At 73.5% G+C, this 12,753-nt stretch carries 9 protein-coding genes; all 9 read right to left on the bottom strand.

Going from position 1 to position 12,753, the window contains the following annotated elements:
- A partial coding sequence (locus ACFVST_RS28395; protein WP_390156460.1) for an ATP-binding protein occupies positions 1–2,398 on the bottom strand: 2,398 nt, incomplete at its 3' end.
- A 103-nt stretch (positions 2,399–2,501) separates the two neighbouring features.
- Complete coding sequence (locus ACFVST_RS28390; RefSeq protein WP_390156459.1) at positions 2,502–3,092, bottom strand: hypothetical protein; 591 nt, start codon at positions 3,090–3,092, stop codon at positions 2,502–2,504.
- A gap of 35 nt (positions 3,093–3,127) precedes the next feature.
- Positions 3,128–3,706, bottom strand: coding sequence for a GNAT family N-acetyltransferase (locus tag ACFVST_RS28385; RefSeq protein WP_390156458.1), 579 nt, complete (start codon positions 3,704–3,706; stop codon positions 3,128–3,130).
- 38 nt (positions 3,707–3,744) lie between these two features.
- On the bottom strand, positions 3,745–6,003 hold the full coding sequence (locus ACFVST_RS28380) for an MMPL family transporter (protein ID WP_390156457.1): 2,259 nt from the start codon (positions 6,001–6,003) through the stop codon (positions 3,745–3,747).
- 652 nt (positions 6,004–6,655) lie between these two features.
- Positions 6,656–8,170 (bottom strand): Asp-tRNA(Asn)/Glu-tRNA(Gln) amidotransferase subunit GatB, encoded by a 1,515-nt coding sequence (gene gatB / locus ACFVST_RS28375; protein ID WP_390156456.1) that lies wholly within the window; start codon positions 8,168–8,170, stop codon positions 6,656–6,658.
- A gap of 15 nt (positions 8,171–8,185) precedes the next feature.
- Positions 8,186–8,419 (bottom strand): hypothetical protein, encoded by a 234-nt coding sequence (locus ACFVST_RS28370; RefSeq protein WP_390156461.1) that lies wholly within the window; start codon positions 8,417–8,419, stop codon positions 8,186–8,188.
- 5 nt (positions 8,420–8,424) lie between these two features.
- Positions 8,425–9,918, bottom strand: coding sequence for an Asp-tRNA(Asn)/Glu-tRNA(Gln) amidotransferase subunit GatA (gene gatA, locus ACFVST_RS28365; protein WP_390156455.1), 1,494 nt, complete (start codon positions 9,916–9,918; stop codon positions 8,425–8,427).
- A gap of 2 nt (positions 9,919–9,920) precedes the next feature.
- The gene (gene gatC, locus ACFVST_RS28360; RefSeq protein WP_105871234.1) at positions 9,921–10,217 is read right to left on the bottom strand and encodes an Asp-tRNA(Asn)/Glu-tRNA(Gln) amidotransferase subunit GatC; all 297 of its coding nucleotides are present in this window, start codon (positions 10,215–10,217) and stop codon (positions 9,921–9,923) included.
- 127 nt (positions 10,218–10,344) lie between these two features.
- Entirely contained in the window at positions 10,345–12,666 is a 2,322-nt protein-coding gene (locus ACFVST_RS28355) for a putative bifunctional diguanylate cyclase/phosphodiesterase (protein WP_390156454.1), read from the bottom strand.
- Positions 12,667–12,753: the final 87 nt, after the last annotated feature.

The raw sequence follows: 12,753 nt of genomic DNA, 5'->3' as shown, positions 1-12,753 counted from the left end.
CGGGGAGGGCGCGGGCGGCGGTCTCGGCGGTGGCGGCGGCCAGCAGCAGCGGCCAGGCGTGGCGCCGGCTGCCGGGTGGGAAGCCGCGCCCCGCGACCCGGGCGAACTCGGCGCGGGCGTCCAGGATCCGGCCCTCGGCGGCGGCCACCCCGACGGTGACGCCGGCCGGCGGCAGCAGGTGCTGCGGGGCCGCGTCCCGGTGGCCGCGGTGCCGGTGGGCGGTGGCGAGATGGCGGGCGGCCTCGGCGGTGTCGCCGCGGGCGAGGGCGAGCCGGGCGGCGCCGAGGGCGCCCTGGCCGCGGGGTCCGGCGTGGTGCCTGGCGGCCATGGCCTGCGCGGCGGCCTCCGCTGCCTCGTCCCAACGCCCCAGTGAGTAGAGGGAGTCGGCGAGACTGCCCTCGATCCGGCCCTCGGCTTCCAGCAGGCCGCGGCGCCGCACCTCGGTCCGCCCCTCGGCGAGGAGCGCGGCGGCCTCCCGGGAGCGGCCGATGCCCTCCAGTACGGACGGCAGGTCGAGGTAGCAGCGGCCGAGGAGTGCGGTACCGGCGTCGGCCCGCGCGCACGCCGCCAGCACGGCGCGCATCTCGGCGAGCCCGGCCTCGGTCTGCCCGGCGTCCACCATCAGTCCGCCCAGGGTGAGGCGTGCGGTGAGTTCGACGGGGCGGGCGCCGACCATCCTGGCGTACTCGACGGCGCGTTCCGCGGCGGTGAGGCTGGCGTGGCCCGGCTCGTGCCGCATGGACCAGTTCGCCGCCGCGGCCAGCACCTCGGCGTGCACCGCGGACGGCGGCAGTCCGCGTACCAGCCGCTGGGCCTCGGTGAGTTCGGGCCGCCCGTCGCCGCGGGCCAGGCTCCGCACCAGGCGGGAGCGCTGCACCCAGAACCACGCGGCGCGGTACGGATCGCCGCGCCGGGTGCCGTCGCCCGAGTCGCCGTCGAGGAGGCGCAGGGCGCGCCGGGTGAGGGTGAGGGCGCGGTCCCGGTCGCCGCTGAGCCGGCCGGCGACGGCGGCCTCCGCCATCAGGTCGAGGTACTGGAGCGGGGTGCCGTCGGCGGCGGGCACCGGGTACAGCTCGACGTAGTCCAGCGGGCGCAGGGCGGCGCGCACCTGCCGCGGGGCGGCGTCCCAGAGTTCCATCGCCCGTTCCAGCAGGCCGAGTTGCTCCGCGTAGGCGTGCCGCCGCCGGGCTTCCACCGAGGCGCGGAGCACGGCGGGCAGGGCCTTGGCGGCGTCCCCGGCGTGGTACCAGTAACCGGCGAGGCGGGTGGTGCGGGTGTCGGCACTGACCAGGCCCGGGTCGGCCTCCAGGGCGGTGGCGTAGCGGCGGTTGAGGCGGGCGCGTTCGCCGGGCAGCAGGTCGTCGCTGACGGCCTCGCGTACCAGGGAGTGCCGGAAGCGGTAGCCCGCGCCGTCGGCGAGCAGGACGGCGGCCCCGACGGCGGCCCGCAGCGCCTCCAGCAGTTCGTCCTCGCCGAGCGGGCAGACCGCGGCGAGCAGCGGGTACTCGACGGTGGAGCCGCCCTCGGCGACCGTCCGCACGAGGTGCCGGGCCCGCTCCGGCAGCCGCTCCACCCGCACCAGCAGCAGGTCCCGCAGCGAGTCGCTGAGCACCGGTGCCCCGCTGTCCGCGACGGCGAGTTCCTCCACGAAGAAGGCGTTGCCGTCGGAGCGTTCGAAGACGGCGTCGACCTGCGCGGGGTCCGGGACGCGGGCGAGGATGCCGGCGATCTGGCGGCCGACCTCCTCCCGGTGGAAACGGCGCAGCGCGATCAGGTCCGGGGTGCGCAGCCGCTCCAGTTCCGCGAGGAGGGGGCGCAGCGGGTGGCGGCGGTGGACGTCGTCGGTGCGGTAGGTGGCGAGGACGAGGAGGCGGCCGGTGCGCAGGGTGCGCAGCAGATAGCCGAGGAGGTGGCGGGTGGACGCGTCGGACCAGTGCAGGTCCTCCAGGACGAGGACGAGGGGGCGGTCGGCGGCCAGACGCTCCAGGAGCCGGGCGGTCAGGCCGAAGAGGCGCGCCGTGCCGTCCTCGTCGCAGCAGCCGGGTGCCGGGTCGCCCAACTCGGGGAGCAGCCGGGCCAGTTCACCCTCCTGCCCCGCCACGGCCGCGGCCGTCTCCTCGGGCAGCAGCCGGCGCAGGGCGCGCAGGGCGGCGGAGAACGGGGCGAAGGGCAGCCCGTCGGCGCCGATCTCGATACAGCCGCCGGTGGCGGTGACGGCGCCCGCACGGCGGGCGCGGGCGGTGAACTCCTCCGTCAGCCGCGTCTTCCCGACCCCGGCCTCCCCGCCGACCAGCACCGCCTGCGGCACCCCGGCACCGGCCCGGTCGAGGGCGGTGCCGAGCACGTCCAACTCCTCGTCCCGGCCGACGAACACCGGGCTGACGGATCGGTTCTCCACCCCGCCGAGGGTGCCACAGCACGCCACCACCAGGGCACCGGCCGCCTCCCGTCCGCCCGTACTGCCTCACGCGACCGGTCAGACGGGGGGCTCGGCGCGGGGGTCAGGAGGTGGCGGGGAGGCCGAGCAGGAGGTCGGTGTACTTGGCGACGGCGAGCAGGACTCCGATGGCGCCGAGGGTGACGCCCGCCCAGGACACCGACTTGATCCAGCGGGCCTGCGGCGGTCCCGGCTCACCGAAGGCGGGGCGGGCCAGCACCACCGCGCCGACCAGCAGCGCGGCCAGGGCGAAGGCGCCGCCGATCACCGCGGTGATCTGCCAGGAGTCGCCGTAGACGGCCTGCACCTGCTCGGCGACCCCCGCCGACTGGGAGGTCTTGAGCTGCCCCATCAGATTGGCCCGGGCGGCGGCGACGGTGCCGACCCAGCTTCCGGTGAGCGAGACCAGCCCCAGCGCGACGGAGACCACGGCCCCCGCCCCCTGCCCGACCCCCGGCGAAGCGTCCTTCCCCGGCTCTCGCGGAGCGTCCTGCTCCGGCCCGTCCTCCGCGGAGCCCTCGGGACGCTCCACGGCGCCGTCCTGCTCAACGTCCGCTCCGGCGGCGGGTGTTCCTTCCTCGGTGGTCTCTTCTGCGGCCGCCCGGTCCTCGGATCCGGTGGCGGACGCGGCTGCGTCAGTCGTAGTGGTACCCATGCGGCGCACCGTACGGACGGAGTCTGAGAGGGGGCTTAACGAACGGCTGCCGGCTCGCCACCGCCGTCGTTGAGGCGCCACTCGGGGGCGAGCAGGGACCACACCTCCATGTCGTGCCGCACCCCGCGGTACGGGTAGCTCTCCCGCAGCACGCCCTCCCGGCGCATCCCCAGCCGCTGGGCGACCCGGACGCTGGCGGTGTTCTCACTGGACACCAGCCACTCCACCCGGTGGATGCCGCGCTCCCGCACCGCCCAGTCGATCAGCACCCGGGCGCCCCGGGTGACCAGGCCGCGCCCCACCGCGGCGGGCTCCAGCCAGCAGCCCAACTCGCAGTTCCCGGCCTGCTCGTCGAAGGTGCGGAAGAGCAGCCCGCCGACGAGCCGCCCGTCCAGCCACAGCCCGTGCAGGCTCCCGCTGTCCGAGGCGCGCTTCTCCGCGTACGTCTGGAGGAGGGCGCGGGCGGAGGGCAGGTCGGTGGCGTTGGTGCCGAAGGCGATATGGCGGTTGATGTGGGCGCGGCCGCGTTCCAGATGGGCCAGGAAGTCGGCGGCCTGCCAGGGTTCCAGCGGCCGCAGTTCGGCGCCGTCCGCACCCAGTGATCTCGCGTACATCGCCCACTCCTCGCCGGGACCCGTCGTTCTTGCGCGGATCAGCGGCCGCCGGGGAGGTCGGCGGGGGCGGTGGCGTCCTCGGCTCCCGCGCCGTCCGGCTGCCGCTGCCCTGGCATGGTCGCACGGCGGCACTCGGGCGGCTCGATGCTGATCCGCGGCAGGATCCGGTCGAGCCGCGCGGGCAGCCACCAGTTGGCGCCGCCCAGCAGATGCATCAGGGCGGGCACCAGCAGGGTGCGCAGGACGAAGGCGTCGAGGGCGACGGCGGCGGCGAGGCCGATGCCGAACATGGCGATCACCCGGTCCCCGCTGAGGACGAAGGCGAGGAAGACGGAGATCATGATGACCGCGGCGGAGTTGATCACGCTGCCGGTCTCGGCGAGGCCGACGCGGACCGCACGCCGGTTGTCGCGGGTCTCCAGCCACTCCTCGTACATCCGGCTCACCAGGAAGACCTGGTAGTCCATGGAGAGCCCGAAGAGCACCGAGACCATGATCACGGGGAGGAAGGGCTCGATGGGCCCCGCCCGCCCCAGGCCCAGGAGTTCGCTGCCCCAGCCCCACTGGAAGACGGCGACCACCACTCCGAACGCGGCGGCCACCGCGGCCACGTTCATCGCGGCCGCCTTCAGCGGGATGCCGATGGAGCGGAACGCCAGCAGCAGCAGGACGCAGCCCAGCGAGATCACCACCCCGACGAAGAGCGGCAGTTTGCCGACGATCGCGGCGGCGAAGTCGTCATAGCCGGCGGTCACTCCGCCGACCGCCAGATCCAGCGAGGTGCCCTGCTCGGCCCGCGGCAGCACGTCGTGGCGGAGCCGGTCGACCAGCTCACTGGTGTGGATCGACTGCGGCGCCGACTCGGGCACCACCTGGAGGTAGGCGGTGTCCCCTGCGGCGTTGTAGGTGACCGGACTGGTGGAGGCGACACCCGGAGTGCCGTCCAGGGTGGTACCGAGCCGTTCCAGAGCGAGCCGGTCCCCGCCGCCCGAGACAGGGGTGGCGAGGGTGAGCGGCCCGTTGACGCCGGGCCCGAAACCGTCGGCCAGCAGGTCGTACGCCTGCCGGGTGGTGCTGCCGCGGGGGTCGTTGCCCTGGTCGGAGGTGCCGAGGTGAAGGGAGAGGGTGGGCAGCGCGAGGACGGCCATCACGACGAGGGCGATCGCACCGAGCAGCTTGGGGCGGCGTTCCACGAAGGAGGACCAGCGCGCGGAGAAACCGGTGGCCACCCGGGGCGCCGGGCCGTGCTCCGCGAGTCGTCGGCGTTCGCGGCGGCTGAGGGCGCGCATACCGATGAGGGAGAGCAGCGCGGGCAGCAGGGTCACCGAGGCGGCGACGGTGAGCAGCACGGTCAGGCTGGCGGCGACGGCGACCCCGTTGAGGAAGCTGAGCCGGAGGATCAGCATCCCGAGCAGGGCGATGCACACGGTGGCGCCGGCGAAGACCACGGCTCTGCCGGTGGTGGCCACGGCCCGGGTGGCGGCCTCGGCGACATCGAGCCCGCTCTTCAACCCGCGCCGGTGCCGGGTGACGATGAAGAGCGCGTAGTCGATCCCCACCCCGAGGCCGACCAGCAGGCCGAGCATGGGCGCGAAGTCGGCGACGGTCATGGCATGACCGAGCAGGACCGTACCGGCGTAGGCGGTCCCGACGCCGACCAGCGCGGTGGCGATTGGCAGCAGGGAGGCCGCGGCGGAACCGAAGGCGAGGAACAGCACCACGGCCGCCACCCCCACCCCGACGATCTCCGCGAGATGCCCCCCGGGCGACTCGGTGAGCCCGACCGCGTCACCCCCCAACTCCACCTGGAGCCCGCTCGCACGAGCCTCGGTGGCCGTGTCCACCACAGCCTGGATGTCGCCGCGGCCGAGGTGCCCGGCCTCCTGGTCGAAGGTGAGGGTGGCGTAGGCGGTGTGGCCGTCGGCACTGATCCGGTGGGCACCGCCACTGTTGTCACCGCCCCCACTGCCGTTGCCGTAGGGGCCGTCGACCGAGGTGACATGGGTCAGGTCGCGCAGGCGGTCCAGGGTGGCGGTCATGGTCTGCTCGACGTCGGCGGCGCGCACCGTACCGCGGTCGGTGTGCCAGACGATGGTGTCGGTGTCACCGCCGAGACCGCCGAAGCCCTTGTTGAGCAGCTCGGTGGCACGACCGGCCTCGGTACCGGGCACGTCGTAGTTGTTGGAGTACGCACTACCGGCGGCGAGCGCACCACCGGCGGCACCACCCAGCGCGAGCAGCCAGAAGACCAGGACGATCAGCCGATTCCGGACACACCACCGCGCGAGTGCTGCCACCGACCTGCTCCCTGGGGTGTAGTGGAACGTCCCCGGGGCCGGCGGCCGAACACCGCGGCAGGTCCGGATCATCCGGAACATCCCGAAGAGAACACGTACAGCGCGGATGCGCCGACAGCCACTCTCGCAGCAGAAAGAGATCAATTGCCCGTTTCGTGGGTTTACTCACAACGGGAACCCCGGGCTGTACAGGGGGAACTTCGGGTGCGGGGTGGGGCGGCGGCTCGGGCTGGGTTCGCGATGTACGGCGGGGCGGGGGCGAGAGCGGCGCACGCGGGTTGGAGCGGTGCTCACCGGCGAGAGCGGGGCTCGTGAGTTGGAGCGGTGCTCGCGGCTGAGAGCGGCGCACGCGAGTTGGAGCGGTGCTCGCGGGTGAGAGCAGTGCTCGCGGACGAGAGCGGTGCACGCGATCGCGGCCGCTGCTCATGAACGCGAGCATTGCTCACCGGCCGGGGGGGCGAGAGCACCGCTCACGGACGAGTGCGGCGCTCACCCACGAGTGCACGGCTCACAACTCCCGCGAGAGCGCCGCTCACATCCGACTGCACCGCACACACCACGCGCCGAGAGCGGTGCACTCCCATGAGTGCACCGCTCTCGTCGTGCTGCGGGTGGGACCGGGAGACGGAGGGGTCTGTCCGGGAGACGGAGGTCAGCCCTCCGTGACGCCCAGCTTCTCCAGGATCAGTTCCTTCACGCGGGCCGCGTCGGCCTGGCCGCGGGTCGCCTTCATGACGGCGCCGACCAGCGCGCCGGCCGCCGCCACCTTGCCGCCGCGGATCTTGTCCGCGACGGCCTGGTTCCCGGCGATGGCCTCGTCGACCGCGGTGGTCAGCGCGCCCTCGTCGGAGACGACCTTCAGGCCGCGCTTCTCCACCACCTCGTCCGGGGTGCCCTCACCGGCGAGGACGCCCTCGATGACCTGGCGGGCCAGCTTGTCGTTGAGCGAGCCCTCCTTCACCAGCGAGGTCACCCGGGCGACCTGCTCCGGTGTGATGGTGAGCGCCGAGAGTTCCGTGCCCTCCTCGTTGGCGCGGCGGGCCAGTTCGCCCATCCACCACTTGCGGGCCGAGGCGGCGTCCGCTCCCGCCTCGATGGTGGCGACGATGGGCTCGATGGCGCCGGCGTTGAGGATGGACTGCATGTCGTGGGCGCTGATGTCCCACTCCTCGCGCAGCCGGTTGCGGCGGGCCAGCGGCTGCTCGGGCAGCTCCGCCCGCAGTTCCTCCACCCACGCGCGGGGCGGCGCCACCGGCACCAGGTCAGGCTCGGGGAAGTACCGGTAGTCCTCGGCCTCCTCCTTCACCCGGCCCGAGGTGGTGGAGCCGTCCTCCTCGTGGAAGTGGCGGGTCTCCTGCACGATGAGGCCGCCGGTGGAGAGCACCGCGGCGTGCCGCTGGATCTCGTACCGGGCGGCGCGCTCCACGCTGCGCAGCGAGTTGACGTTCTTGGTCTCGCTGCGGGTGCCGAACTTCTCGCTGCCCTGGGGCATCAGCGAGAGGTTGACGTCGCAGCGCATCTGGCCCATTTCCATCCGGGCCTCGGAGACGCCGAGCGCCTTGATGAGTTCACGCAACTCGGCCACATAGGCGCGGGCGACCTCGGGGGCGCGCTCGCCGGCGCCCGTGATCGGCTTGGTGACGATCTCGATGAGGGGGATGCCGGCGCGGTTGTAGTCGAGCAGCGAGTGCGAGGCGCCGTGGATGCGGCCGGTGGCGCCGCCGATGTGGGTGGACTTGCCGGTGTCCTCCTCCATGTGGGCGCGTTCGATCTCCACGCGGAAGACCTCGCCGTCCTCCAACTGCACGTCGAGATAGCCGTCGAAGGCGATCGGCTCGTCGTACTGGGAGGTCTGGAAGTTCTTCGGCATGTCCGGATAGAAGTAGTTCTTCCGGGCGAAGCGGCACCACTCGGCGATCTCGCAGTGCAAGGCCAGGCCGATCTTGACGGCGGACTCGACGCCCACCGCGTTGACCACGGGCAGCGAGCCGGGCAGGCCCAGACAGGTGGGGCAGGTCTGCGAGTTGGGCTCGGCGCCCAGCTCGGTGGAGCACCCGCAGAACATCTTGGTCCTGGTGCCCAGTTCGACATGGACCTCCAGGCCCATGACGGGGTCGTAGGACGCGAGCGCGTCCTCGTACGACACCAGGTCGGTAGCGACAGTCACGGTGAAACTTCCCTCTCAGCCCAGCAGCACATCGTCGTCGCCGAGGCGCTTCAGCTCTCGGTAGAGGATCGCGAGGCCGGTGATGATGGCCGCCGCGGAGACTCCCGCGTCCAGCAGTCGCAGCGTGTCGCTCTCCTCGCGGGCCTTCCTGGCCTGCTTGATCACGCTGAGCGCGCCGAAGGCGGTGGTGCCCATCGACAGGTAGATGCCGGACTTGGACTTCTTGAAGTTCTTGGCCTTCTTGGTCATTGCGGTCACAGTGACGGTGCCTCCTCAAGCAGCGGGTGCCCCCAGCGTTCCACGAAGGCGGCCTCGACGGCCGCACCGACCGTGTACAGCCGGTCGTCCTTCATCGCGGGGGCGATGATCTGGAGCCCGACCGGCAGCTTGTCCTCGGGCGCGAGGCCGCAGGGCAGCGACATGGCCGCGTTGCCCGCGAGGTTGGTCGGGATGGTGCACAGGTCGGCCAGGTACATCGCCATCGGGTCGTCGGCGCGCTCGCCGATCGGGAAGGCGGTGGTGGGCGTGGTCGGCGAGACCAGCACGTCGACCTGCTCGAAGGCCCTCTCGAAGTCCCGCGTGATGAGGGTGCGGACCTTCTGCGCGCTGCCGTAGTAGGCGTCGTAGTAGCCGGAGCTGAGGGCGTAGGTGCCGAGCATGATGCGGCGCTTGACCTCGTCGCCGAAGCCGGCCTCCCGGCTCAGCGCGGTGACGTCCTCCGCCGAGTGGCCGCCGTCGTCCCCGACCCGCAGCCCGTAGCGCATCGCGTCGAAGCGGGCCAGGTTGCTGGAGCACTCGCTGGGCGCGATCAGGTAGTACGCGGAGAGCGCCAAGTCGAAGGAGGGGCAGTCGAGTTCGACGATCTCGGCGCCCAGTTCGCGGAGCAGTTCGACGGACTCGTCGAAGCGCTGCACCACGCCCGGCTGGTAGCCCTCGCCGCGGAACTGCTTGACGACGCCGATACGCAGCCCGGAGACGCTGCCGTTGCGGGCGGCTTCCACCACCGGCGGGACGGGGGCGTCGATGGACGTGGAGTCCAGCGGGTCGTGCCCGGCGATCGCCTCGTGCAGCAGCGCCGCGTCCAGCACGGTGCGCGCGCAGGGGCCGCCCTGGTCGAGGGAGCTGGAGAAGGCGACCATGCCGTACCGGGAGACCGCGCCGTAGGTGGGCTTGACGCCGACGGTGCCGGTGACGGCGGCCGGCTGGCGGATGGAGCCGCCGGTGTCGGTGCCGATGGCCAGCGGCGCCTGGTACGAGGCGAGCGCGGCGCTGGAGCCGCCGCCGGAGCCGCCCGGGACGCGGGTGAGGTCCCAGGGGTTGCCGGTGGGGCCGAAGGCGCTGTTCTCGGTGGAGGAGCCCATGGCGAACTCGTCCATGTTGGTCTTGCCGAGGATGACGACGTCGGCGTCCTTGAGGCGGCGGGTGAGCGTCGCGTCGTAGGGCGGAATCCAGCCGTCGAGGATCTTGGAGCCGACGGTGGTCGGGATGCCCTCGGTGGTGAAGATGTCCTTCAGCGCGAGCGGGACGCCGGCCAGCGGGCCGAGCTGCTCGCCGCGTTCCCGCTTGGCGTCGACGGCGCGCGCCTGCGCCAGCGCGCCCTCGCGGTCCACGTGCAGGAAGGCGTGCACCTTCTCGTCCACGGCCTCGATCCGGGCCAGGTGGGCCTCGGTGACCTGGACCGCGGTCAGTTCGCCGGCGGCGATCCGCCGTGCGGTCTCCGCGGCGGTGAGCTTGATGATGTCCGTCATGGTCAGTCCTCCCCCAGGATCTGGGGCACCTTGAAACGCTGCTGCTCCTGGGCGGGGGCGCCGGAGAGCGCCTGCGCGGGGGTGAGCGACGGACGGACCTCGTCCGCGCGCATGACGTTGGTCAGCGGCAGCGGGTGGGAGGTCGGGGGGACGTCTTGGTCGGCGACCTCGCTGACGCGGGCCACCGCGCCGATGATGTCGTCGAGCTGTCCGGCGAAGTGGTCAAGCTCTTCCGCCTTCAGCTCCAGACGTGCCAGCCGGGCGAGGTGGGCGACCTCCTCGCGCGTGATGCCGGGCATGGGAGATCCTCATGGGGTGAGTGCTGTTGGTTGGGCTCAATCCTATGGGCCCGGCCCCCCTGGGCGTGAAACGGATTCCCCCTTCACCGGCGGGAGGTACCGGCCGTGGGTGCGGGGAGCGGGCGGACTACGGCCGCGGGTGGTGGCCGGGGAGGGCTCGGGCGTGGGCCGCCGGGGGTGCGGGGAGGGCGGGGCGGACCGCCGCGGCGCGGGCGCGCAGCCAGCTCGTGGCCTCCCCGGGCGGCATCGCGGCGGCCACCAGCCAGCCCTGGACCGCGTCGCAGTGCAGATCCCGCAGCCGTTCCCAGGTCTCGTCGTCCTCCACGCCCTCGGCGACGACGACCAGGCCGAGGGAGTGCGCCAGGTCGATGGTGCAGCGGACGATCTCGGCGTCCTCCGCGTCGATGGCGAGGCGGGCCACGAAGGAGCGGTCGATCTTGAGTTCGCTGACCGGGAGCCGCCGCAGATGGACGAGGGAGGAGTAGCCGGTGCCGAAGTCGTCCAGGGACATCTTCACGCCGTGGCCGGCGAGGGCGGCGAGGGTGTCGGCGGCCCGCTGCGGGTCCTCCAGCAGGACGTGCTCGGTGATCTCCAACTGGAGGGCGCCGGCCGGGACCCGGTGCCGGGCCAGCCGCGCGGCGACCGAGCCGGCGAAGCCCGGGGTGTGGACGTCGCGGGGTGAGACGTTGACGGCGACCGGCACCCTGAGTCCCTGTTCGCGCCAGTCGGCGACCTGTGCGAGCGCGGTCTCCAGGACGTACTCGGTGAGGTGCGGCATCAGGCCGGAGGTTTCGGCGATGGCGATGAACTCGTCCGGGGGGACCCGGCCGCGCTCCGGGTGCACCCAGCGCACCAGCGCCTCCAGGCCGGCGATCTGCCCGTCGAAGCGGACCTTGGGCTGGTAGTGCAGCTCGACCTCGCCCGCGTCCAGTGCGCGCCGCAGATCACCCAACAGGCCTAGGCGGTCAGGGGTGTTGGAGTCCCGCTTGGATTCGTAGACCTCGACGCCGGTGCGGTCCCGCTTCGCCTGGTACATGGCGACGTCGGCGCGGCGCAGCAGGCCCTCCGCGTCGAGTGCGTGGTCGGGGAAGACGGCGAGCCCGGCGCTGGCCTCCAGGACGAGGGTGAGGCCGTCCAGGTCGAGGGGGGAGCCGAGTTCGGCGACGAGGGCGCGGGCCATGCGGGTGGCGGTGGTGGTGGAGTCGGCGGCGGGCAGCAGTACGGCGAACTCGTCGCCGCCGAGGCGGGCGGCCTCCGCGCCGCGGGGCAGGGCGAGTTGGAGGCGTTCGGCGATCTGGAGCAGCAGCCGGTCGCCGGCGAGGTGGCCGAGGGTGTCGTTGACGGAGCGGAAGCGGTCCAGGTCGATCAGGATGAGCGCGGCGCGGGCGCCGACGTGCTCGGCGTCGTCCAGGGCGGCCCAGGTGCGTTCCAGGAGCCACTGCCGGTTGGGCAGGCCGGTGAGCGGGTCGCGGAGTTGTTCCTCGGCGCGGGCGCGGGCGATCCACAGGGTGGAGTCGAGGGCGATCAGCGGTACCGCGAAGAGCGGCAGCAGTACCGGGAGGGCGGTGGCGACCACGCAGATCAGCGGGGTGATGCCGAGGAGGGCGAGGCCGACGAGGCTCTGCCGGAGGAGGGCGGTGCGGGCGACGGTGGGCAGCGGGTCGGCGCCCGGGTCCTGGAGCTTGCAGAGCAGGAGCCGGGAGACGCAGACGTAGACGGTGGCGGCGAGGAGGATCTGGGGGGCGGCGCCGAGCGTCCAGGTCTCGGGTTTCCACGGGCTTTCGACGGTGGGGGTGCGGCCGCCGAGGTGGAGGACGAGGGCGCCGGCGGCGAGGCCGAGGAGGTCGCTCCCGCCGTGCAGCAGGGCCTGGTGCCAGCGCTGGCGGCGGGCGGCGGCGACCAGCACCACCACGATGAGGCTGACCATGCCCGCCGGGATCCAGCCGTAGAGCAGCAGTACGGCGAGGATGAGGGCGGCACCGGAGCCGGTGCCGCCCCACCAGCGGTCCCGTCCGAGGGCGACCAGGTGGCCGACGATGACTCCGGTGAGTACGGCGAGGGACCAGCCGGGGAGCCCGGTGGGGAAGAGGGCGTGGTGGCCGTCGAGGGCGCGGTGGGCGCCGGCGCCGAGGAGGGCGAGGGCGAGGCCGGCGACGAGCGCGGGGGCGGCGGCGCGCAGCCGGGCGACGGTGGCGGCGACTCCGCGGGGCTTCGCCCCCGGGCACCCGGGGGGTATCGGTCCGCTGAGTGCCCGTCTGCTCGCGGCGCCGGCCGCGGACGCCGTCAACTGCCCGCAGATCGCGGGGTCATGGTGCACAGGGCGGGGGGTGCCGGCCGGGCCGGGGTCCGCCGGGTGGCCGGTGCGTCCGGTCCGGCGGCCGCGCCGGATTCCGGCTGGCCGGCGCAGACGCAGGCGTGAGCCCGTGGCGGTGCTCTCGGTCGGTTCCATTCCGTCCCTCTCACAACCGGCGGTGCCCACGCCCTGCGGCCGCTGCCGTGACCGGGCCGGGCGGCGGCCCCCGGAACGGTGTCCGGG

The organism is Streptomyces sp. NPDC058045 (assembly GCF_042885635.1).
GTDB lineage: Bacteria > Actinomycetota > Actinomycetes > Streptomycetales > Streptomycetaceae > Streptomyces.
This window is presented reverse-complemented; position numbering and strand designations above follow the sequence as displayed.

Bases quoted from the DNA above. Each gene is read 5' to 3' on its own strand.
- gatA (WP_390156455.1), bottom strand. From the start codon at position 9,918: ATGACGGACATCATCAAGCTCACCGCCGCGGAGACCGCACGGCGGATC.
- ACFVST_RS28385 (WP_390156458.1), bottom strand. From the start codon at position 3,706: ATGTACGCGAGATCACTGGGTGCGGACGGCGCCGAACTGCGGCCGCTG.
- ACFVST_RS28370 (WP_390156461.1), bottom strand. From the start codon at position 8,419: ATGACCAAGAAGGCCAAGAACTTCAAGAAGTCCAAGTCCGGCATCTAC.
- ACFVST_RS28390 (WP_390156459.1), bottom strand. From the start codon at position 3,092: ATGGGTACCACTACGACTGACGCAGCCGCGTCCGCCACCGGATCCGAG.
- ACFVST_RS28355 (WP_390156454.1), bottom strand. From the start codon at position 12,666: ATGGAACCGACCGAGAGCACCGCCACGGGCTCACGCCTGCGTCTGCGC.
- gatC (WP_105871234.1), bottom strand. From the start codon at position 10,217: ATGCCCGGCATCACGCGCGAGGAGGTCGCCCACCTCGCCCGGCTGGCA.